Source organism: Pseudomonas sp. GW456-L13 (assembly GCF_017350115.1).
GTDB classification, from domain to species: Bacteria; Pseudomonadota; Gammaproteobacteria; order Pseudomonadales; family Pseudomonadaceae; genus Aquipseudomonas; species Aquipseudomonas jessenii.
Map to the genome: position 1 here is coordinate 1,406,448 of NZ_JACNAS010000002.1, position 20,356 is coordinate 1,426,803.

Sequence of the window (20,356 nt, forward strand, 5' to 3'; positions counted from 1 at the left end):
TTGTTTCTACCTCAGCTTCAGGGTGGCAAGGCCGATCAGCACGAGAATCACGGTGATGATCCAGAAACGGACGATCACGCGCGGCTCGGGCCAGCCCTTGAGTTCAAAGTGATGGTGAATGGGCGCCATGCGGAATACGCGGCGACCGGTCAGTTTAAAAGAGGCGACCTGAATGACGACTGACAGGGTTTCCATCACGAACACGCCGCCCATGATGAACAGGACGATTTCCTGACGGACGATCACCGCGATGGTGCCCAGGGCCGCGCCCAGCGCCAGTGCGCCGACGTCACCCATGAAGACTTGTGCCGGATAGGTGTTGAACCACAGGAAGCCCAGGCCGGCTCCGATCAACGCGCCACAGAACACAATCAACTCGCCTGCGCCCGGTACGTAAGGAATCAGCAGGTATTCGGCGAACTTCACGTTACCCGACAGGTAGCAGAAAATGCCCAGGCCACCACCAACCATCACGGTCGGCATGATCGCCAGGCCGTCGAGGCCGTCGGTCAGGTTGACCGCATTGCTCGAACCGACAATCACGAAATAGGTCAGCACGATGAAGCCGGCGCCCAGCGGAATGCTGTAGTCCTTGAGCATCGGCAGGATCAGCGTGGTCTCCACTGGCGTGGCGGCAGTCATATAAAGGAAGATCGCCGCGCCCAGACCGAACACCGATTGCCAGAAATATTTCCAGCGGCTCGGCAAGCCACGGGAGTTCTTCTCGATGACCTTGCGGTAGTCGTCGACCCAGCCGATGGCGCCGAACAGCAAGGTCACCAGCAGAACGACCCAGACGTAACGGTTGCTCAGGTCAGCCCACAGCAGGGTGCTGACACCGATGGACGACAGAATCAGCGCGCCGCCCATGGTCGGTGTACCCGACTTGGACAGGTGCGACTGCGGGCCGTCGTTGCGAACGGATTGACCGATCTGACGGTTCTGCAACGTGCGGATCATCCACGGGCCATAGCACAGCGACAGGACCAGCGCGGTCAGTACACCGAGAATCCCGCGCAGGGTCAGGTACTGGAAGACCGCGAAGCCTTTGTAGAACTGTTGCAGATACTCCGCTAGCAGCAGCAGCATTAATGTTTCTCCAGACTGGACCCGCACAAGGCGGCGACGACGTTTTCCATCGCAGCGCTGCGCGACCCCTTGATCAAAATGGTGGTGTTTGTGTCTTGCTCGGCGTCCAGGGCCTTGATCAGTTCAGCTTGCGTGCTGAAGTGAAAAGCCTGAGGACCGAATGCGTTCACGGCGTGAGCCATCATTGGCCCGACGGCGTACAGCGCAGAAACCTTGCCACGGGCGTACGCGCCCACGTCGCGGTGCCCCTGCTCCGCCCATTCGCCCAACTCGCCGATATCCCCGAGCACCAGGACGGTGCGACCGGAAAAGCCGGCCAGTATATCAACGGCAGCGCACATGGAGGTGGGGTTGGCGTTGTAAGTGTCATCGATCACGCGCATGCCGTTGCTGGCCAGTTGCGCGACGGTGCGCCCCTTGACCGGTTGCATCGCGCCAAGGCCGGTGGCGATACCGAACAGCGACACACCCAGGGCATGGGCGGCTGCGGCGGCGGCCATGGCATTGGCGACGTTATGGGTGCCGAGCAGGTTCAATTGAACGCGCTCCACGCCTTCAGGGCTGTGCAGGTTGAACGCCGGGCAGCCACGGGCATCGGTAGTCAGGTCACTGGCGTAAAAATCGGCGCTGGCGTTGCTCAACGCAAACGTCAGCACTTTGCGATCACCGGCGCGTGCCTTCCAGATACCGAATGCCTTGTCGTCAAGATTGAGAACGGCGACGCCATCGGCATCCAGCCCTTCGATGATCTCGCCCTTGGCTTCGACGATTTTGTCCGGGCCGCCGAACTCGCCGACGTGGGCGGTCCCGGCATTGTTGAGAATGGCCACGTGCGGCCGGGTCAGGCCGACGGTGTAGGCAATTTCACCCAGGCGCGAAGCGCCCAGTTCGATCACGGCAGCGGTGTGTTCCGGTGCCAGTTCGAGCAAGGTCAGCGGCACGCCGAGGTCGTTGTTCAGGTTGCCACGGGTCGCCAGCACCGGACCACGGGTGCGCAGGATGCTCGCAAGCATCTCCTTGACCGTGGTCTTGCCGCTGGAACCGGTGACGGCCGCGACCGGATGGGTGTAGGCGGCGCGATTGAGCGCGCCCAACTGGCCGAGGGCCTGGCGAGTGTCGCTGACCACTAACTGCGGCAGCGTGCTGCCAGCGACTTCACGCTCGACCAGCGCAGCCACGGCGCCCTTGGCGGCGACTTCATTCAGATAGTCATGACCGTCAAAACGCGGACCGGTCAGGGCAATAAACAGCTGGCCCGGCTTGATTGCACGGCTGTCGATGCTCACGCCGTCGAAGCTGGCATCGGCGGACACCAGGCGAGCACTCAGCGCACCGGTCAGTTCACTCAGTTTCAAGGCCTTAAGCATGGGCCACCTCCCACGCGGTCAAGGCATGATCGGCCTCGACCAGATCGGAAAAGGCATGGCGTTCGCCGTTGATTTCCTGATAGTCCTCGTGACCTTTCCCGGCCAGGACAATCACGTCATCCGCCGAGGCACTGGCGATCAACCGGGCAATCGCCTGACCACGACCGGCAACGAACTCCACTTTATCCACAGCCGTGAAACCGGCGCGGATGTCATCGAAAATCACTGCAGGGTCTTCAGTGCGCGGATTGTCATCGGTCACCAGCACGCCATCGGCCAGGCGCTCAACCACTTCGGCCATCAACGGACGCTTGCCGCGATCGCGGTCGCCGCCACAGCCGAACAGGCACAGCAACCGGCCCTTGGCGTGTGGACGCAGAGCCAGCAGCACTTTTTCCAGGGCATCCGGGGTGTGGGCGTAATCGACCACCACCAGCGGCTGCGAGCCACCGCCCAAGCGCTGCATGCGCCCGGCAGGGCCTTCAAGCTTCGGCAGCACCTTGAGAATTTCGTCCAGGGCGTAATCCAGACCGAGCAACGCACCGACCGCCGCCAGGACATTGCTCAGGTTGAAGCGACCGAGCAAGGTGCTGCGCAAGTGGTGCTCGCCCTGTGGCGTGACCAGCGTGGCGCGCACGCCTTCGTCGTCGAATTGCGCCTGACGGCAATACAGGTAGGCGCTGGAGTCTTCCAGGCTGTAGGTGATCAACCGCGACTCGCGCTTGTCGGCGGCCAGTTGCCGGCCGAACTTGTCGTCGAGGTTGACCACGCGGCATTTCAAGTCATTCCAGTCAAACAGCCTGGCCTTGGCTTCGCCGTAGGCCTGCATGGTGCCGTGATAATCCAGGTGATCGCGGGACAGGTTGGTCATCACTGCCACATCGAACGCCAGGGCAGTCACGCGCCCCTGATCCAGGCCATGGGAAGAAACTTCCATCGCCACGGCCTTGGCCCCGGCCTTTTTCAGGTCCGCCAGGGTCGCTTGCACGGCAATCGGGTTCGGCGTGGTGTGCAGGCCGCTTTCCAGCGCCCCATAGAAACCCGAACCGAGCGTGCCGACCAGGCCGCAGTGCTGGCCGAGCAGGTCCAGCGCCTGGGCGATCAATTGAGTCACGCTGGTCTTGCCGTTGGTACCGGTCACGCCCACCAGGTTCAGGTGGTGGCTCGGCTCGCCATAAAAACGCCCGGCGATGTCCGACAGCTGAGCCGCCAGACCTTTGACCGGAATCAACGGCACTTCAGTGATCGGCAGGACCGTGGCGCCTTCTACTTCATAGGCCACCGCGGCAGCACCACGCTGCAAGGCGTCAACCATATGCGCGCGCCCATCGAATTTCCCGCCCGGCACAGCGAGGAACAGATCACCCGCACGCACATTGCGGCTGTCCAGGGCGAGTTCGCGAATCAGCAGATCGTGGCCGGCGTGAGGGAAAATCTTGTTCAGGCTCAGGGACATCAGCCGCGCCCTCCATTGGCTTTCAGCGGAACGACCGGTGTTGCGTTCGCTTGTTGAGTAGGTGGCAGGTTGTCCGGGGTAATGTTCATCAGGCGCAGGGTCCCCGACATCACACGGCTGAACACCGGCGCGGAAACCAGGCCGCCGAAGTAACCGGCCTTGGTCGGCTCGTCGATGACCACCACGATGGCGTAACGCGGATCGCTCATCGGGCCGAAACCGGCGAACAGCGAACGGTAGGAGTTCACGGCGTAACCCTTGGTGCCGACCGAGGTTTTACGCGCAGTACCCGACTTGCCGCCCACGTGATACGCCGGCACCTGCGCACGGAACACACCGCGCGGGGCTTCGATCACTTGTTGCAGCATGCCTTGCATGGTTTTTGCGACGGCCTCCGGCAGTACCTGGGTGGTTTGCGGCGCCTTGTCGGTCTTGATCAGGGTCAGCGGTGCGAGGCGACCGTTGTTGGCCAGGGCCGAGAAGGCGTGGACCAGCTGGATCGCGGTCACGGAAACACCGTAGCCGTAGGACAGCGTGGCGGTTTCTGCCTTGCGCCATTCGCGGTAGTTCGGCAGATTGCCGACGCGCTCGCCCGGGAAGCCCAGGCCAGTGTCCTGGCCGAGGCCGACTTTCTGCGCCAGACGGAAAATGGTTTCGCCGCCGATATCGAACGCGACCTTGCTCATGCCGACGTTACTGGAATTGATCAGGATGCCGGTCAGGTCGAGCACCGGGCCTTCGGTCTTGGATACGTCCTTGATGGTGTACTTGCCAATCTGCAGGGAGCCCGGATACACCTCGACGGTATCACTCGGTTTCCAGCGGCCGGTTTCGATGGCGGCGCTCATCGAGATCGCTTTCATGGTCGAGCCTGGCTCGAACACGTCGATCATCGCGCGGTTACGCATCATCGCCGGCTGCAGGTTGCGGCGGTTGTTCGGGTTGTAGGTCGGCTGGTTGACCATCGCGAGAATCTCGCCGGTCTTCACGTCCATGATCACCAGGCTGCCGGCCTTGGCGCCGTTCTCGATGATCGCGTTACGCAGTTCGCGGTTGGCCAGGTATTGCAGGCGCAGGTCAATGGACAACGCCAAGGGCTTGCCGGCCTTGGCGTTTTTGGTGACCTGGACATCCTTGATCAACCGGCCGCGCCGGTCCTTGATGACTTGTCGTTTACCCGGCACCCCGGCCAGCCATTCGTCATAGGCCAGCTCGATACCTTCCTTGCCATGGTCATCGATGTCGGTAAAGCCGACCATATGCGCGGTCACTTCACCGGCCGGATAGAAACGGCGGAACTCTTCGATGCCATAGACGCCAGGCACTTTGAGATCGAGCACCGCCTGGCCCTGCTCAGGCGTCAGCCCGCGCACCAGATAAATGAATTCCTTGTTGGCCTGCGCTTCAAGGCGCTCGGCCAGGGCTTTCGGGTCCTGCCCCAGGGCAGCCGCCAGTGCCGGCCACTTCTCTTTGGCCGTTTGCATTTCCTTGGCATTGGCCCAAAGGGTGGTGACCGGAGTGCTCACGGCCAAAGGCTCGCCGTTACGGTCGGTGATCAGTCCACGGTGAGCCGGAATCGGAATATGACGAACACTGCGGGCATCGCCCTGACCTTTAAGGAAGGCACGGTCGACCACTTGCAAATCGATGATGCGCCAGGCAATCGCGGCCACCATGATGCCGAGCAAACCCAGCACCACGCGGAACCGCCAAGGAAAGAGTGCACCTTCGAGTTTCATCATGGCGCCACCATCTTCACGTCAGCGGCACCGGGGATGTGCATTTTCAATTGTTCGGTGGCCAGCACTTCGATACGGCTGTGGGCGGTCCAGGTGCTCTGCTCCAGAATCAACCGGCCCCACTCCGCCTGCGCCTTGTCGCGCACGCTCAGTTCGTTGTACAGCGAATTCAATAGCTGACGGTTCCAGTGCGCGCTGTAAGACACGCCGATGGCCGACACGAGCACGCCGACAAACAGCAGCAGCATGAAGAAGCTTCCGCCGGGCAATGGCTTGGCGAAAAGCTTGCTCACCGCAGCTTCTCCGCCACACGCATGACAGCGCTACGGGAACGTGGGTTGGCTTTGAGTTCGGCGTCGGAGGCCGTCTGCGCTTTGCCATGGACTTTGATTTTCGGTTCGAAGGCGACATGCCGAACCGGCAGGTTGCGCGGCAGGTTGTCGGCTTCGCCTTTCACCAGTTTGCGCATGAACAGTTTGACGATACGGTCTTCCAGCGAATGGAAGCTGATCACCACCAGGCGACCGCCCACTTCCAGGCACTCCAGCGCGGCTTCGAGGCCGGTTTCCAGATCACCCAGTTCGTTGTTGACGTGGATACGCAACCCCTGGAACGCGCGGGTTGCGGGGTTCTTGCCCTTTTCCCAGGCTGGGTTGGCGACTTTCAGGACTTCTGCCAGGTCACCGGTGCGCTCGAATGGCTTGATGTCGCGACGTTCGGCCACAGCACGGGCCATGCGGCCGGAGAAACGCTCTTCGCCGTATTCCTTGAACACCCGGGCGATTTCTTCCACGGGCGCGGTGTTGACGAATTCGGCGGCGCTGATGCCACGGGACGGATCCATGCGCATGTCCAGCGGACCGTCGTTGAGGAAGCTGAAGCCGCGCTCAGGGTCGTCGAGCTGTGGCGAGGACACGCCAAGATCCAGCAACACGCCGCTGACCTTGCCGGCCAGACCGCGTTCGGCGACTTCCGAACCGAGCTCGGCAAAGCTGCGCTGCACAACGACAAAGCGGCCGTCTTCGGCCGCTAGCGTCTGCCCGGTGGCAATCGCTTGTGGATCTTTATCGAATCCGAGCAACCGACCATCGGGACCGAGCTGACTGAGGATCAACCGGCTGTGTCCGCCGCGTCCGAACGTGCCGTCCAGATAGCAGCCATCAGGACGTACGGCGAGAGCCTCGACGGCTTCGTCAAGCAGTACGGTGATGTGGTTAAAGCCGCTATCAATAGTCACAGGATCAAATCACGCAGTTCATCAGGCATCGCGCCCGGTTGTTGAATGGCAGCCAGGTCGGCGGCAGAAACCGCGTTCCAGGCATCCTCGTCCCACAATTGGAACTTGTTCAGTTGGCCTACCAACATCGCGCGCTTATCCAACTTGGCATATTCACGAAGACGCGGCGGAACCAGAAAACGACCACTGCCATCGAGCTCGAGGTCGACGGCATTACCAATCAGTAAACGTTGCAGGCGGCGGTTCTCTTCGCGAAGCGAAGGCAGTGCGCGCAGTTTGGTTTCAATAATTTCCCACTCATCGAGGGGGTAAACACACAAACAAGGATCAACGGCATCAATTGTCACGATCAATTGCCCGGAACTGCGCGAATCGAGCTCGTCACGGTACCGGCTCGGCATTGCGAGACGGCCCTTTGCATCGAGACTGATAGCGTTGGCTCCGCGAAACACGTCTGCGTTTCTCCAAATTCTAGCGTTTTGAGTTCAAAAAACCCACTTCATGCCACTTTCCGCCACTTGCGCACACTATAGGAATGCGCCCACCACACCGTCAAGGCGCGGAGTAAAGGAAAACCCTTACAGAACTGAGATTTAGGAGCATTAACGGAGGGACAACGAGAATCCGGCAGATGAAACTGATCGATAACTTGAATCAGCACAGAAGGCTGCGTTCGAAAGTTAAAGTAATTTATTAAGAGTAAGATTTTTTTGGTATTACAAAAGAGGTTCTGCGGATGAATGTGTAAGGAGGGAAATTGCTATCACCCAACCCCCTGCTCAATGATTCAAGCAGAGGAAAGAAAAAGGTGGAGAGTCGATCTGTAAGCCGGGTTCTGTCTTGAACAGTCATTCGTCTACGATGGCCATCACTGGACATCTTTAGCAACCTACCCGGTCCCAGCGCGGGCCACGCCTTGGGACCCTATTTGGTCTTGCTCCAAGTGGGGTTTACCTAGCCACGAACTGTTGCCAGACGTGCGGTGCGCTCTTACCGCACCTTTTCACCCTTACCGGCGCCGAAGCGCTTAGGCGGTTATTTTCTGTGGCACTTTCCGTAGGCTCACGCCTCCCAGGCATTACCTGGCACTTCGCCCTATGGAGCCCGGACTTTCCTCCCCCCCCTAATTTTCATAGGGGGCAGCGACTGTCCGATCGACTCTCCGCCGCGAAGGTTACCGGCAGAGCGCCCGAAGAACAAGCACCAAGCGCCATTGGGCACGCCTGCGCGTCGGGTTTTACTCGCCCTTCTGCTGATCCAGCGCGATTTGGTACAGCACATTCTTTCGCTCGCCGGTGATTTTCGCCGCCAATGCCGCCGCACGCTTGAGCGGCATTTCTTCAAGCAACAGGTTGAGGATGCGCATCGCCTCGCTGCTGACGGCACCTTCCTCTTCGGGCGCGGACCAGCCCGCCACCAGTACCACGCACTCGCCGCGCTGCTGGTTGCTATCCGACTCGACGAACTCGCGCAGCGCAGCCAGCGGCAGCCCCTTGAGGGTCTCGAACGTCTTGGTCAGCTCGCGGGCAAGCAGCGCCGGGCGCTCTGGACCGAACACCAGTTCCATGTCTTGCAGACATTCGAGGATGCGATGCGGGGCCTCATAGAAGATCAATGTGCGAGGCTCTTCCTTTACCTGCTCGAGACGCGCACGTCGCCCCACAGCCTTTGCAGGCAGAAAACCTTCGAATATGAAGCGGTCGGAAGGCAGCCCTGCTGCCGACAGCGCTGCAATCAACGCGCAGGCACCCGGAACCGGCACTACATTAATGCCCGCTGCCCGGGCCTGCCGCACCAGGTGATAACCCGGATCGGAAATCAGCGGCGTCCCGGCATCCGAGATCAACGCCACGTTGTCACCGGCAAGCAGACGAGTGATAAAGCGACTACCTTCATCCCGCTCGTTGTGTTCATGGCAGGCCGCCAATGGCGTCGCAATGCCGAAGTGCTGCATCAAGCGCTGGGAATGACGGGTGTCTTCCGCGGCGATCAGGGCCACTTCACGGAGAATCTTCAGCGCCCGCGCACTGATGTCATCCAGGTTGCCGATGGGCGTCGCCACCACATAAAGCGAGCCAGCAGCGGAATTCAAAGCACCTGGAGCAGTCAAAGCGCACACCTCATGATCGGTAAAAGTCGCCATTGTAGCGCGTAGCGAGACTCACGATACCCGCAAGCAAACGAGGTATCGGTGACCGTTTGTGCGCTGGCGCAACATTTACACCAGCTAAATTGATTGATTCACGCCAGTAACATCGCACCCCGGCCAGTGCTTGGGTACAATTCCACGCTAATTTGATCGAGTATCAGGAACGCTTACATGATCGCTTGCCTGCGGCTGTTATCTGCCCTCTGCCTCGCTGCCTTGCTGACGGCTTGCGCCAGCTCGCCCTCCTCCAGCCTTGGCGAGCTTCCACGGACACCGGACGCCAGTATCGAGCAACTGCTTGAGAAGGCCTCCCAAAGCAAATCACCGGAAGATGCCGCCCTGCTGCGCCTGAGCGCCGCCGACCTGGCTTATCGCCAGGGCAATGCCGGCCAATCCGCGCAAATCCTGCAACAGGTTCCTGTCGAACAGCTCAAGCCGGGCCCACAGGTTTTCGCCAACACCCTGGCGGCGGAACTGGCCATGACGCGCAATCAGCCCAAGGCCGCGCTGGCCGCCTTGAGCCATCCGAGCCTGCAATACTTGAGCGAACTGCCCGACGAACAACAGGTCCGCACCGGCACCATCCACGCCCGCGCACTTGAAGCCGATGGCCAGACCCTTGCCGCCGCTCGCCAGCGCATTTTCATCGCCCCGATGCTCGAAGGCGAAGCCGCGAGCAAAAACCACGAAGCCATCTGGACCCTGATCGCTTCGCTGCCGACCAATCAGTTGCAGCCAAGTGCCACCGACGATCTCGGCGGCTGGATGGCCCTGGCACTGGCCGTGAAATCCGCCGGCACCCTGGAGCAGCAACAGGCCGCCATCGACAACTGGCGCGCGCAGAATCCGAAGCACCCGGCAGCCATTCAATTGCCGCAGCCACTGACCCAACTCAAGGAACTGGCCAGCCAGCCCCTGAACAAGATCGCCCTGCTGCTGCCTCAGGACGGCCAACTGGCCGCGGTTGGCAAAGCGCTGCGCGACGGCTTCATGGCCGCTCACTACCAGGCCCAACAGGCCGGGCAGAAACCACCCGCCATCGAGTTTTATGACAGCTCGCGCCTGACTTCCATGGACGAGTTCTACCGCAAGGCCCAGGCCGATGGCGTGCAACTGGTCGTCGGCCCGCTGGAGAAGCCGCTGGTCAAACAGCTGAGCACTCGCCCGCAGTTGCCGATCACCACCCTGGCACTGAATTACAGCGAGGGCGATCAAGGCCCGGCGCAGCTGTTCCAGTTCGGCCTTGCCGCTGAAGACGAAGCCCGCGAAGTGTCGCGCCGCGCTCGCGCCGACGGCCTGCATCGCGCAGCCATCATGGTGCCGAAAGGTGAATGGGGCGACCGCGTGCTCAAGGCGTTCAGCCAGGATTGGCAAGCCAATGGCGGCACCATCGTCGCCACCGAACGCGTCGACCAACCGGTCCAGTTGGCCCAGCAAATTGCCGACATGTTCCAGCTGCGTCAGAGCGAAGGTCGCGCCAAGAGCCTGCAAAGCACCGTTGGCTCGCAAGTGGCTGCCCAGCCATCGCGCCGCCAGGACATCGAGTTCATTTTCCTCGCCGCTACACCGCAACAGGCCCAGCAGATCAAACCGACCCTGAACTTCCAGTACGCCGGCGATGTTCCGGTCTACGCCACCTCCCACGTGTTCAGCGCCAACGGTGACGTCAACCAGTACAACGACATGAATGGCATTCGCTTCTGCGAGACGCCATGGTTGCTGGACGCCAATGATCCACTACGCCGCCAGGTCACTGCCCAGTGGCCACAAGCCGCCGGTAGCCTGGGGCGCCTGTATGCCATGGGTGTGGACGCCTATCGTCTGGCGCCACGCCTGGGCCAGCTCAAGTCACTGCCGGACAGCCGCATCGACGGTGAATCGGGCAGCCTTGGCATGTCCCAGAGCCAGCGGGTCGTGCGCCAGTTACCATGGGCCGAGTTCGCCAATGGCCAGATTCAGCGCCTGCCGGACACCGCTCGCTGATGCCTGACAGGTCACGCCAGCAAAGCGGCAAGGATGCCGAGCGCCATGCGCTCGAGCATCTTCAACAACAGGGTCTGCGCCTGCTGGCGCAGAACTGGTTGTGTAAACGCGGCGAGCTTGATCTGGTCATGCTAGACGGCGATACAGTAGTATTCGTTGAAGTCCGCTACAGAAAAAACACTCAATGGGGTGACGCGCTCGATAGCATCGATGAGCGCAAACGGCAAAAACTGATTTTCGCCGCGCAATATTATCTTCAGCGCGAGCCGCGCTGGGCCAATTCCCCTTGCCGCTTCGACGTGATTGCCATCGACAGCCACCTCGATCAGTTGAACTGGCTACAGAATGCCTTCGACGGCTGATCGCCGGCATTGCGAACCGGACACTATCACCCAACATTTTGCTCTTTGCTTTGCGGGCTGCACATTCACGTGCCGAACAGCCGCGCTACTTAAGGTCACACAGATGGACATGCAATCCCGAATTCGCCAGCTTTTTCAGGCCAGTATCGACACCAAGCAACAGGCGATGGAAGTACTTGCACCGCACATCGAGCAAGCCAGCCAGGTCATGGTCAACGCCCTGCTCAACGAAGGCAAAATGCTTTCCTGCGGCAATGGCGGCTCTGCCGGCGATGCCCAGCACTTCTCCTCCGAGCTGCTCAATCGCTTTGAGCGCGAACGCCCAAGCCTGCCGGCCATCGCCCTTACGACCGACAGCTCAACGATCACCTCGATTGCCAACGACTACAGCTACAACGAAATCTTCTCCAAGCAGATCCGTGCGCTTGGCCAACCGGGCGATGTGTTGCTGGCTATCTCCACCAGCGGCAACTCGGCCAACATAATTCAAGCGATTCAGGCCGCACATGATCGCGAAATGATTGTCGTAGCATTGACGGGACGTGATGGCGGCGGCATGGCGTCGCTACTGTTGCCCGAGGACGTCGAGATTCGCGTACCGGCCAACGTCACCGCTCGTATTCAAGAAGTCCACCTGCTGGCGATCCATTGCCTTTGCGACTTGATCGACAGCCAATTGTTCGGGAGTGAAGAATGACCCCTAATCGCCTTGGCCTACTGGCCTTGACCCTGTGCCTCAGCATCAGCGGCTGCACCTCGGTGGTGACTGCCAGCCGTGAAGCACCGATTGAAGATGACCGCGGCACTCGCACACTGGGCAGCAAGATCGACGATTCCCTGATCGACACCAAGGTTGGCGTGAACGTCGCCAAGGCCGACCCGGCCCTGGACAAGGATTCGCATATCGTCGTCACCAGCTTCAACGGTGTCGTACTGCTCGCCGGGCAAACGCCACGCGCAGACCTCAAGGCCAAGGCCGAACAGGCTGCCGCCGCTGTCCAGCGCGTGAAAAAGGTGCACAACGAACTGCAAGTCCTGCCACCCTCTTCGTTGCTGGCACGCCAGAACGACACCTGGCTGACCACCAAGATCAAGACCCAGATGCTCGCCGATGCGAACATCCCTGGCTCGCGCATCAAGGTAGTCACTGAAAACGGCATCGTCTACTTGCTGGGTCTGCTGACCAAGCAGGAAGCCGCGCAGGCGACCAACCTGGTGCAAGGGGTTTCCGGTGTGCAGAAGATCGTGAAATTGTTCGAGTACATCGACTGATCTACATCTTGTAGGAGCGAGCCTGCTCGCGAAAAACGTCCGGTGAATGCACTCATCCAGACAGCCCGCGTCATCGCTCACGCCCATCGCGAGCAGGCTCGCTCCTACATCGTTTGAAGGCGGTGGAATAAAAAAGGGTGACCCTTGCGGATCACCCTTTTTTTTATTTCACCACCTTCAAACTCGGGCGACCGCTTGGACGCGGTGGCTCACTGTCGGGTGGTGGAAGATCGTCATCCGGCTCGATCTCGTCGTCCTCGCCCATGGGCGATTCCAGATCGAACACCATGCCCTGACCATTCTCCCGGGCGTAGATACCCAGGATCGAAGCAATTGGCACGTACAAGGTGTGCGGTACGCCACCAAAGCGCCCCTCGAAACTGACCGCCTCGTTATCCATGTGCAAGTGACGCACGGCTTGTGGCGATACGTTCAGGACGATCTGTCCGTCACTGGCAAACCCCTGAGGCACCTGCACCGACGGGTACTCGGAATTGACCAGCATGTGCGGGGTGCAATCGTTGTCCACAATCCACTCATAGAGCGCGCGGACCAGATAAGGTCGACTGGAGTTCATAACGGCTCCTTAAGCCTTAGCGCATGTCGCGTTCGACACCAGACAGACTCGCCTGGAAAGCCTCACGCGCAAACTGGCGCTCCATATAATCAAGCAGCGGCTTCGCCGGCCGCGGCAGTTCTATACCCAGAATCGGCAATCGCCAGAGTATTGGCAATAGGCAGCAATCCACCAGACTTTGTTCCTCACTGAGGAAAAACGGTTTGTCGGCAAACAGTGGCGACACACCCGTCAGGCTTTCGCGCAACTCTTTTCGAGCCACGGCACGAGCCGCTTCCTTGGTCCGCGAATCCAGAATCAGGTCCACCAGACCACACCAGTCTCGCTGAATGCGGTGCATCAGCAGGCGACTGTTGGCGCGCGCCACGGGATAAACCGGCAGTAGCGGCGGGTGCGGGTAACGCTCATCCAGATATTCCATCACCACAGTCGACTCCCACAACGCCAGGTCGCGATCGACCAGCGTAGGCAAGCTGCCGTAAGGGTTCACCTCAATCAGTTTAGGTGGCTGGCGACCAGCCTCCACGTAAATGATCTCGGCGCTGACACCCTTCTCTGCCAGTACGATGCGCACTCGGTGGGAATAGTGGTCGGCGGGGTCGGAGTAACAGGCCAACCGATTGGTCACGCCCATGGCGATCCTCCTCGCTTGTAGAAATTATCGAAAGCGGAAAAACGAGCGCGCCCAGAGGGCGCCTCCCGTAACGACTGGATCACCAGTTTCGCTACATCTTCAGAGGCGCCCTTGGGCGCGCGCGATTAACAGCAATAGCTTGAAGCTTTATCAGTGCACGTCTTTCCAGTATTCGCGCTTGAGCAGGTAAGCGAAGACGAAGAAGAACGCCAGGTACAACAATACGTATGTACCGATGCGCTGATGTTGCAGCTTAACCGGGTTAGCCGAGTAAGCCAGGAAGGTTACCAGATTCTTGACCTTCTCATCGAACTGCTCTGCAGTCAGGGCACCGCTTTTCGGCACGATGGTCAACTGATCGCACGCTTCATGAGTCAGCGCCGTACCGGTCAGAGGGTCATATTGCTTCTTGCCGTCTTCGACGATCTGAACCTGTTTGCAACCCACCACCTGGCGACCCTGCAGGCCGACCAGGACGTTAGGCATGCCCACGTTCGGGAAGACCTTGTTGTTCACACCCCATGGGCGCGAAGGATCTTCGTAGAACGACTTCAGGTAACCGTAGAGCCAGTCGGTGCCGCGAACACGGGCAACCAGGGTCAGGTCCGGCGGCGCTGCGCCAAACCAGGCCTTGGCGTCCGCTGGCTGCATGCCGATGCTCATGTGATCGCCGATCTTGGCACCAGTGAACACCAGCTTCTCGAGCATCAACTCATGGGGAATGCCCAGGTCGTCGGCAACACGCTCATAGCGCTGGAACTTGGCACTGTGGCAACCCATGCAGTAGTTGGCGAAGGTACGCGCGCCGTCCTGCATGGCCGCTTTATCGGAAACGTCGATGTCGACTTTTTCCAGCTCGGGGCCACCGTGTTCAGCTGCGAAAGCAAACACTGGCAGCGCAGCAAGCATCAATACAGCAAATAGTTTTTTCATCAGCCAGTCACCCTTTCCGGAACCGGTTTGGTCTTCTCGAGCCTGGTGTAGAACGGCATCAGAATGAAGTAGGCGAAGTACAGGAAGGTACACACCTGCGACAACAGCGTACGGCCTGGAGTCGGAGCCAGAACACCCAACACGCCCAGGATCACGAACGAAATGCAGAACACCCAGAGCCAGATCTTGCTCAGCCAGCCTTTGTAGCGCATCGACTTGACCGGACTGCGGTCGAGCCACGGCAGGACGAACAGCACGGCGATGGCCGCGCCCATGGCGATCACACCCAGGAGCTTGTCCGGAACCGCACGCAAGATGGCGTAGAATGGAGTGAAGTACCAGACCGGAGCAATGTGCTCTGGGGTCTTGAAGGCGTTCGCCACTTCAAAGTTCGGCTTTTCGAGGAAGTAGCCGCCCATTTCCGGGAAGAAGAACACGATCGAGCAGAAGATGAACAGGAACACCACCACGCCGACGATATCTTTCACGGTGTAGTACGGGTGGAAGGCAATGCCGTCCAGCGGTATGCCGTTTTCGTCCTTGTGCTTCTTGATGTCCACGCCGTCCGGGTTGTTCGAACCGACTTCGTGCAACGCCAGGATGTGCAGCACTACCAGACCCAGGATAACGATCGGCAGGGCAACCACGTGCAAGGCGAAGAAGCGGTTCAGGGTAATACCGGAAATCAGGTAGTCACCACGAATCCACTGGGTCAGGTCGTTGCCGATGACCGGGATCGCACCGAACAGCGAGATGATCACCTGTGCACCCCAGTAGGACATCTGGCCCCACGGCAGCAGGTAGCCCATAAAGGCTTCGGCCATCAGCGCCAGGTAGATCAGCATGCCGAAGACCCACACCAGTTCACGCGGCTTCTGGTACGAACCGTAGAGCAGGCCACGGAACATGTGCAGATAGACCACGATGAAGAACGCCGAAGCGCCGGTGGAGTGCAGCAGACGCAGGATCGAGCCGTACTCGACGTCGCGCATGATGTATTCGACGGAGGCGAATGCCTCTTCCGCCGACGGGGTGTAGCTCATGGTCAGCCAGACACCGGTAACGATCTGGTTGACCAGAACGAGCAGCGCCAGGGAGCCAAAGAAGTAGAAGAAGTTGAAGTTCTTCGGAGCGTAATACTTGCTGAGATGGTCTTCCCACATCTTGGTGGCGGGAAAGCGCGCATCAACCCAATCCATGAACTTGCTCATCACGCTTTCTCCGTATCGACGCCAATGATAATAATTTCATCGGTCTCATAGGAATGCGGGGGAACTGGCAGGTTCAAAGGCGCAGGCTGCGACTTGTAGACGCGACCAGCCAGATCGTAGTGGGAACCGTGGCAAGGGCAGAAATAGCCGCCTACCCAGTCCTTACCCAGATCCGCAGGTGCCACTTCGGGACGGAAGGTCGGCGAGCAACCCAGGTGCGTGCAGATACCGATCAGCAGCAGGACCTCGGGCTTGATCGAACGGGTTTCCGGATCAACGTAAGTCGGTTGTGTCGAGTTCTTGGAGGCCGGGTCAGCGAGCTGGCCCTCGATCTTCTTAAGATTCCCCAGGATTTCCTGTGTACGGCGGACGATGAACACCGGCTGGCCGCGCCACTCAGCAATCATCTGCTGGCCTGGCTCGATTTTGCTGACATTCACTTTCACCGGTGCACCTGCGGCTTTCGCCTTGGCACTGGGAAACCATGACCCCACGAACGGGACCGCAGCCCCCACCGCTCCTGCAGCACCCACCACGGATGTGGCTGCTACCAAGAAGCGACGCCGGCCTGCATTCACGCCGTCATTGCTCATTCAGTCCTCTCCCATCAGCTTTGTGGCCTGTTAAATCAGGCATCTACTAAGTAAAACTATGTACTTATAAAAATTTTGCCGAATGGTAATGAAAAGCCCCAATTCTGACAAGGTAATTACCGGAACCCATCACCCCCAAGCCTTGTAGTATAGGGTGTCTGCGGATGTGGCAAGTTGTCACAGCGCAATTCTTTGATAAATCGCAGACATAAAAAAACGCCCAGCTCCGTGAGGAAACTGGGCGTTCTTTTTTGAACGTGAAAGCGAATTAACGCTTCGAGTACTGCGGACGCTTACGCGCTTTACGCAGACCGACTTTCTTACGTTCAACTTCACGAGCATCGCGGGTTACGAAGCCGGCTTTACGCAGGGCGCTGCGCAGAGTCTCGTCGTAGTCCATCAGAGCACGAGTGATGCCGTGGCGGATTGCGCCAGCCTGACCACTCACACCACCGCCGATCACGGTGACGTAGATGTCGAACTTCTCGACGGTCTCAGTCAGCTCCAGCGGCTGACGAACTACCATGCGGGCAGTTTCGCGGCCGAAGAAGTTATCCAGCGAACGGTTGTTGATGGAGATGTTACCAGTACCCGGACGCAGGAAAACGCGTGCGGTTGCGGTCTTGCGACGGCCAGTGCCGTAATTTTGAGTCGCCGACATAATGTACTATTCCGTTAAAACTTCAGTTCTTGGGGCTGCTGAGCAGTATGTGGGTGTGCAGCGCCCGCATAGACTTTCAGCTTACGGTACATGTCGCGACCCAGTGGGTTCTTAGGCAGCATGCCTTTAACCGCGGTCTCGATCACGCGCTCAGGGGCCTTGGCGATCAGCTTTTCAAAGTTGATCGACTTGATGCCGCCCGGGAAACCGGAGTGGGAGTAGTACATTTTGTCAGTGGTTTTAGCACCGGTAACACGAATCTGCTCAGCGTTGATTACGACGATGTAGTCGCCGGTGTCAACGTGAGGAGTGTACTCAGGCTTGTGCTTGCCACGCAGACGGCTCGCGATTTCGGTGGCCAGACGACCCAGGGTCTGACCAGCAGCGTCGACGACAAACCAGTCGCGCTTTACTGTTTCCGGTTTAGCAGTAAAAGTTTTCATTCTTTATAGCCTCAGGGGCCGCCCTGTAAATTAGACGGCGGATCTTACTGAATAGTGCGTACTTTGACAAGTCAAAGGCAGCCGGATACAGACGCTTTCGGGGGCTCGGGTCGGCGCGTCCGTTCAACGGCAAGATTCTTCGGCGGCGGCGCATCACTTCCACTGCAGAAAGAGGTGCGCAATTATGCAGATTGCGAAAAATAATTCAACCTGCTTTTATGATTGTTTTGCCCAAGGAGCACCCGATGGACTATCGCCAGCTAGGCCGAACCAATCTGAACGTGAGTGCCCTCTGCCTCGGAACCATGACCTGGGGCGAGCAAAACAGCGAGGCAGACGCCTTCGCCCAGATTGAGCGAGCCAAGAGCGCCGGGATCAACTTCATCGACACCGCCGAGATGTACCCGGTGCCACCCAAGGCCGAAACCTACGCAACCACCGAACGCTACATCGGCAATTATTTCAAAAGCCGCGGCGATCGCGCCGACTGGATCCTGGCCAGCAAGATCGCTGGCCCCGGCAACACCATCGACTACATCCGCGACAAAAACCTGCGCCACAACCGCCAGCACATCACCGAAGCGGTGGATGCCAGCCTCCAGCGCCTGCAGACCGACTACATCGACCTGTACCAATTGCACTGGCCGGAGCGCAGCACCAACTTCTTCGGGCAACTGGGCTACAAGCACAAGATCGAAGCCAACCTGACGCCTCTGGAGGACACCCTCGAAGCGCTGGACGAGCAGGTCCGCGCCGGCAAGATCCGCCACATCGGCCTGTCCAACGAGACGCCATGGGGCACCATGCGCTTCCTGGCCCTGGCCGAAGCCCGTGGCTGGCCGCGCGCCGTGTCGATCCAGAACCCGTACAACCTGCTCAACCGCAGCTTCGAAGTCGGCCTGGCGGAAATCGCCATCCGCGAGCAATGCGGCCTGCTCGCCTATTCGCCGCTGGCGTTCGGCTTCCTGTCAGGCAAGTACGAAGGTGGCGCCCGCCCGCCAAAAGGTCGCCTGAGCCTCTACAGTCGCTTCAGCCGCTATTTCAACCCGCAGTCGGAAGCGGCATGCAGCCGTTACGTGGCCCTGGCTCGCGAGCACGGCCTGGACCCGGCGCAAATGGCCCTGGCGTTCGTGACGCAGCAGCCGTTCGTGACCAGTAACATCATTGGCGCGACGACGATGGAGCAACTGGAGAGCAACATCGCCAGTTTCGACTTGAAGCTGTCGGAGGAAGTACTGGAAGGGATCGAGGCGATTCACAAGGATCACCCGAATCCTGCGCCTTGATTGATCTTTAAAACCAATCGCGGGCAAGCCCGCTCCCACAGGTTCGGTGATACCTGTGGGAGCGGGCTTGCCCGCGATGGCGTCCGCCCGGTCAGCGCAAATCAAAGCGACCGCGCAATAATCTCCTTCATGATCTCGTTCGTCCCGGCATAGATCCGCTGCACCCGTGCATCCGCCCATGCCCGCGCGATCGGGTACTCCCACATGAACCCGTAGCCACCGTGCAACTGCACACACTCGTCGAGCACCTTGCACTGCAGGTCGGTGCCCCAGTACTTGGCCATCGCCGCCGTCGGCACGTCGAGCTTGCCTTGCAGGTGCAGCTCCAGGCAACGGTCGACGAAGACCCGGCCGATCTGGATTTCCGTGGCCATCTCCGCCAGCTTGAACCGGGTATTCTGGAAATCCGCGATCGACTTGCCGAATGCCTTGCGCTCACGGGTGTAGTCCAGCGTCCATTGCAGCGCCGCTTCGGCTGAAGCCAGCCCGCCAATGGCCACCGTGAGGCGCTCCTGGGGCAACTCCTGCATCAGGTAGGCAAAGCCCATCCCGGCCTGGCCCAGCAGGTTTTCCTTGGGCACACGCACGTCCTGGAAGAACAGCTCCGAGGTGTCCTGGGCTTTCATTCCGACCTTCTCCAGGCGCTTGCCCTTGTCGAAGCCCGGCGTATTGGCCTCCACCAGAAACAGACTGGTGCCCTTCGCGCCAGCCTTCGGATCGGTCTTGGCGACGACGATCACCAGATCGGCCAGGTAGCCGTTGGTGATAAAGGTCTTGGAGCCATTGATCACGTACTCATCGCCATCGAGCACGGCCGTGGTTTTCACCCCTTGCAGATCGGAACCGGCGCCCGGTTCAGTCATGGCGATCGCGGTTACCATCTCGCCGGACACCAGTTTCGGCAGGTATTTGTGCTTCAGCGTCTCACTGCCGTAATGCAGGATGTAGGGCGCCACGATGTCCGAGTGCAAGGAAAAACCGATGCCGGTCAGGCCAAGTCGCCCCACTTCTTCGATCACCACCGCACTGTAGAGAAAGTCCGCCCCCAGGCCGCCGTACTCTTCCGGCAAGTGCGAGCAAAGCATCCCCGCCTCCCCTGCCTTGTTCCACAGTTTGCGGTCGATATAGCCTTGTTTTTCCCATTGCCCATGGAACGGCACCGCCTCTTTTTCGAGAAACGTCCGCACGCTGTCGCGGAAAAGCTCGTGCTCGGGACTGAGCAGGGTTCTGGGGATCATGCGGCACCTTTTCTTTGTTTTTAGAAGGAGTTGACCTTCAGAGACTATGCCTCGCTTCCGATACAGGACACTGGACACATCCGACAAAAAATAAGACGATCCAGCCGTCTGGTGACCACTTCCCCC

The 20,356-nt window shown here is 59.6% G+C and carries 21 protein-coding genes and 1 other RNA gene; 5 read left to right on the forward strand and 17 right to left on the reverse strand.

What is annotated here, in order from left to right; all coding sequences use genetic code 11:
* Positions 1-6: 6 nt before the first annotated feature.
* The 9 genes from mraY to rsmI form a co-directional block, all read right to left on the reverse strand.
* Positions 7-1,089 carry a phospho-N-acetylmuramoyl-pentapeptide-transferase gene (gene mraY / locus J4D25_RS20435; protein WP_015096766.1) on the reverse strand — a complete coding sequence of 361 codons (1,083 nt, stop codon included), beginning with the start codon at positions 1,087-1,089 and terminating at the stop codon, positions 7-9.
* On the reverse strand, positions 1,089-2,456 hold the full coding sequence (murF, locus tag J4D25_RS20440; RefSeq protein ID WP_057713361.1) for a UDP-N-acetylmuramoyl-tripeptide--D-alanyl-D-alanine ligase: 1,368 nt from the start codon (positions 2,454-2,456) through the stop codon (positions 1,089-1,091). The genes mraY and murF overlap by 1 nt, the downstream gene beginning before the upstream one ends.
* Positions 2,449-3,912 carry a UDP-N-acetylmuramoyl-L-alanyl-D-glutamate--2,6-diaminopimelate ligase gene (locus tag J4D25_RS20445; protein WP_057713360.1) on the reverse strand — a complete coding sequence of 488 codons (1,464 nt, stop codon included), beginning with the start codon at positions 3,910-3,912 and terminating at the stop codon, positions 2,449-2,451. Before J4D25_RS20445 ends, murF begins: the two co-directional genes overlap by 8 nt.
* The gene (locus tag J4D25_RS20450; RefSeq protein WP_173677933.1) at positions 3,912-5,651 is read right to left on the reverse strand and encodes a penicillin-binding protein 2; all 1,740 of its coding nucleotides are present in this window, start codon (positions 5,649-5,651) and stop codon (positions 3,912-3,914) included. Before J4D25_RS20450 ends, J4D25_RS20445 begins: the two co-directional genes overlap by 1 nt.
* Positions 5,651-5,944, reverse strand: coding sequence for a cell division protein FtsL (gene ftsL / locus J4D25_RS20455; protein ID WP_007998257.1), 294 nt, complete (start codon positions 5,942-5,944; stop codon positions 5,651-5,653). The genes J4D25_RS20450 and ftsL overlap by 1 nt, the downstream gene beginning before the upstream one ends.
* On the reverse strand, positions 5,941-6,888 hold the full coding sequence (gene rsmH / locus J4D25_RS20460; protein WP_007972589.1) for a 16S rRNA (cytosine(1402)-N(4))-methyltransferase RsmH: 948 nt from the start codon (positions 6,886-6,888) through the stop codon (positions 5,941-5,943). Before rsmH ends, ftsL begins: the two co-directional genes overlap by 4 nt.
* The gene (mraZ, locus tag J4D25_RS20465; protein WP_007917012.1) at positions 6,885-7,340 is read right to left on the reverse strand and encodes a division/cell wall cluster transcriptional repressor MraZ; all 456 of its coding nucleotides are present in this window, start codon (positions 7,338-7,340) and stop codon (positions 6,885-6,887) included. Before mraZ ends, rsmH begins: the two co-directional genes overlap by 4 nt.
* Before the next feature lie 356 nt (positions 7,341-7,696).
* Positions 7,697-8,050: RNase P RNA component class A (gene rnpB, locus J4D25_RS20470), an RNA gene on the reverse strand.
* A 75-nt stretch (positions 8,051-8,125) separates the two neighbouring features.
* Positions 8,126-9,031: a 16S rRNA (cytidine(1402)-2'-O)-methyltransferase gene (rsmI, locus tag J4D25_RS20475; RefSeq protein ID WP_198530230.1), complete on the reverse strand. Its 906-nt coding sequence runs from the start codon at positions 9,029-9,031 to the stop codon at positions 8,126-8,128.
* Between the two features lie 177 nt (positions 9,032-9,208).
* Between rsmI and J4D25_RS20480 the strand changes: the two genes are divergently transcribed.
* The 4 genes from J4D25_RS20480 to J4D25_RS20495 all read left to right on the forward strand — a co-directional run bounded on the left by J4D25_RS20480 (position 9,209) and on the right by J4D25_RS20495 (position 12,654).
* Positions 9,209-11,020 carry a penicillin-binding protein activator gene (locus J4D25_RS20480; RefSeq protein ID WP_057713357.1) on the forward strand — a complete coding sequence of 604 codons (1,812 nt, stop codon included), beginning with the start codon at positions 9,209-9,211 and terminating at the stop codon, positions 11,018-11,020.
* On the forward strand, positions 11,020-11,382 hold the full coding sequence (locus J4D25_RS20485) for a YraN family protein (RefSeq protein ID WP_057713356.1): 363 nt from the start codon (positions 11,020-11,022) through the stop codon (positions 11,380-11,382). The genes J4D25_RS20480 and J4D25_RS20485 overlap by 1 nt, the downstream gene beginning before the upstream one ends.
* Positions 11,383-11,485: 103 nt before the next feature.
* Positions 11,486-12,079, forward strand: coding sequence for a phosphoheptose isomerase (locus J4D25_RS20490; RefSeq protein WP_007972584.1), 594 nt, complete (start codon positions 11,486-11,488; stop codon positions 12,077-12,079).
* A complete protein-coding gene (locus J4D25_RS20495; RefSeq protein WP_057713355.1) occupies positions 12,076-12,654 on the forward strand; it encodes a BON domain-containing protein in 579 nt (192 codons plus the stop codon). The genes J4D25_RS20490 and J4D25_RS20495 overlap by 4 nt, the downstream gene beginning before the upstream one ends.
* Positions 12,655-12,817: 163 nt before the next feature.
* Here the strand turns inward: J4D25_RS20495 and J4D25_RS20500 are convergent, their stop codons facing one another.
* The 7 genes from J4D25_RS20500 to rplM form a co-directional block, all read right to left on the reverse strand.
* Positions 12,818-13,231 (reverse strand): ClpXP protease specificity-enhancing factor, encoded by a 414-nt coding sequence (locus J4D25_RS20500; RefSeq protein ID WP_007998247.1) that lies wholly within the window; start codon positions 13,229-13,231, stop codon positions 12,818-12,820.
* A gap of 16 nt (positions 13,232-13,247) precedes the next feature.
* Positions 13,248-13,865 (reverse strand): glutathione S-transferase N-terminal domain-containing protein, encoded by a 618-nt coding sequence (locus J4D25_RS20505; protein ID WP_007989864.1) that lies wholly within the window; start codon positions 13,863-13,865, stop codon positions 13,248-13,250.
* Between the two features lie 150 nt (positions 13,866-14,015).
* Positions 14,016-14,798, reverse strand: coding sequence for a cytochrome c1 (locus J4D25_RS20510; protein WP_057713354.1), 783 nt, complete (start codon positions 14,796-14,798; stop codon positions 14,016-14,018).
* Positions 14,798-16,009, reverse strand: a complete 1,212-nt coding sequence (locus J4D25_RS20515; RefSeq protein ID WP_034149536.1) for a cytochrome bc complex cytochrome b subunit — start codon at positions 16,007-16,009, stop codon at positions 14,798-14,800. The genes J4D25_RS20510 and J4D25_RS20515 overlap by 1 nt, the downstream gene beginning before the upstream one ends.
* Positions 16,009-16,602: a ubiquinol-cytochrome c reductase iron-sulfur subunit gene (petA, locus tag J4D25_RS20520; protein ID WP_057713353.1), complete on the reverse strand. Its 594-nt coding sequence runs from the start codon at positions 16,600-16,602 to the stop codon at positions 16,009-16,011. Before petA ends, J4D25_RS20515 begins: the two co-directional genes overlap by 1 nt.
* Positions 16,603-16,870: 268 nt before the next feature.
* Entirely contained in the window at positions 16,871-17,263 is a 393-nt protein-coding gene (gene rpsI, locus J4D25_RS20525; protein ID WP_003228056.1) for a 30S ribosomal protein S9, read from the reverse strand.
* Positions 17,264-17,277: 14 nt separating this feature from the next.
* Entirely contained in the window at positions 17,278-17,706 is a 429-nt protein-coding gene (rplM, locus tag J4D25_RS20530; protein WP_007917032.1) for a 50S ribosomal protein L13, read from the reverse strand.
* A gap of 245 nt (positions 17,707-17,951) precedes the next feature.
* Between rplM and J4D25_RS20535 the strand changes: the two genes are divergently transcribed.
* A complete protein-coding gene (locus tag J4D25_RS20535) occupies positions 17,952-18,992 on the forward strand; it encodes an NADP(H)-dependent aldo-keto reductase (protein WP_057713352.1) in 1,041 nt (346 codons plus the stop codon).
* Positions 18,993-19,093: 101 nt separating this feature from the next.
* Here the strand turns inward: J4D25_RS20535 and J4D25_RS20540 are convergent, their stop codons facing one another.
* Positions 19,094-20,230, reverse strand: a complete 1,137-nt coding sequence (locus tag J4D25_RS20540) for an acyl-CoA dehydrogenase family protein (protein ID WP_057713351.1) — start codon at positions 20,228-20,230, stop codon at positions 19,094-19,096.
* Positions 20,231-20,356: the final 126 nt, after the last annotated feature.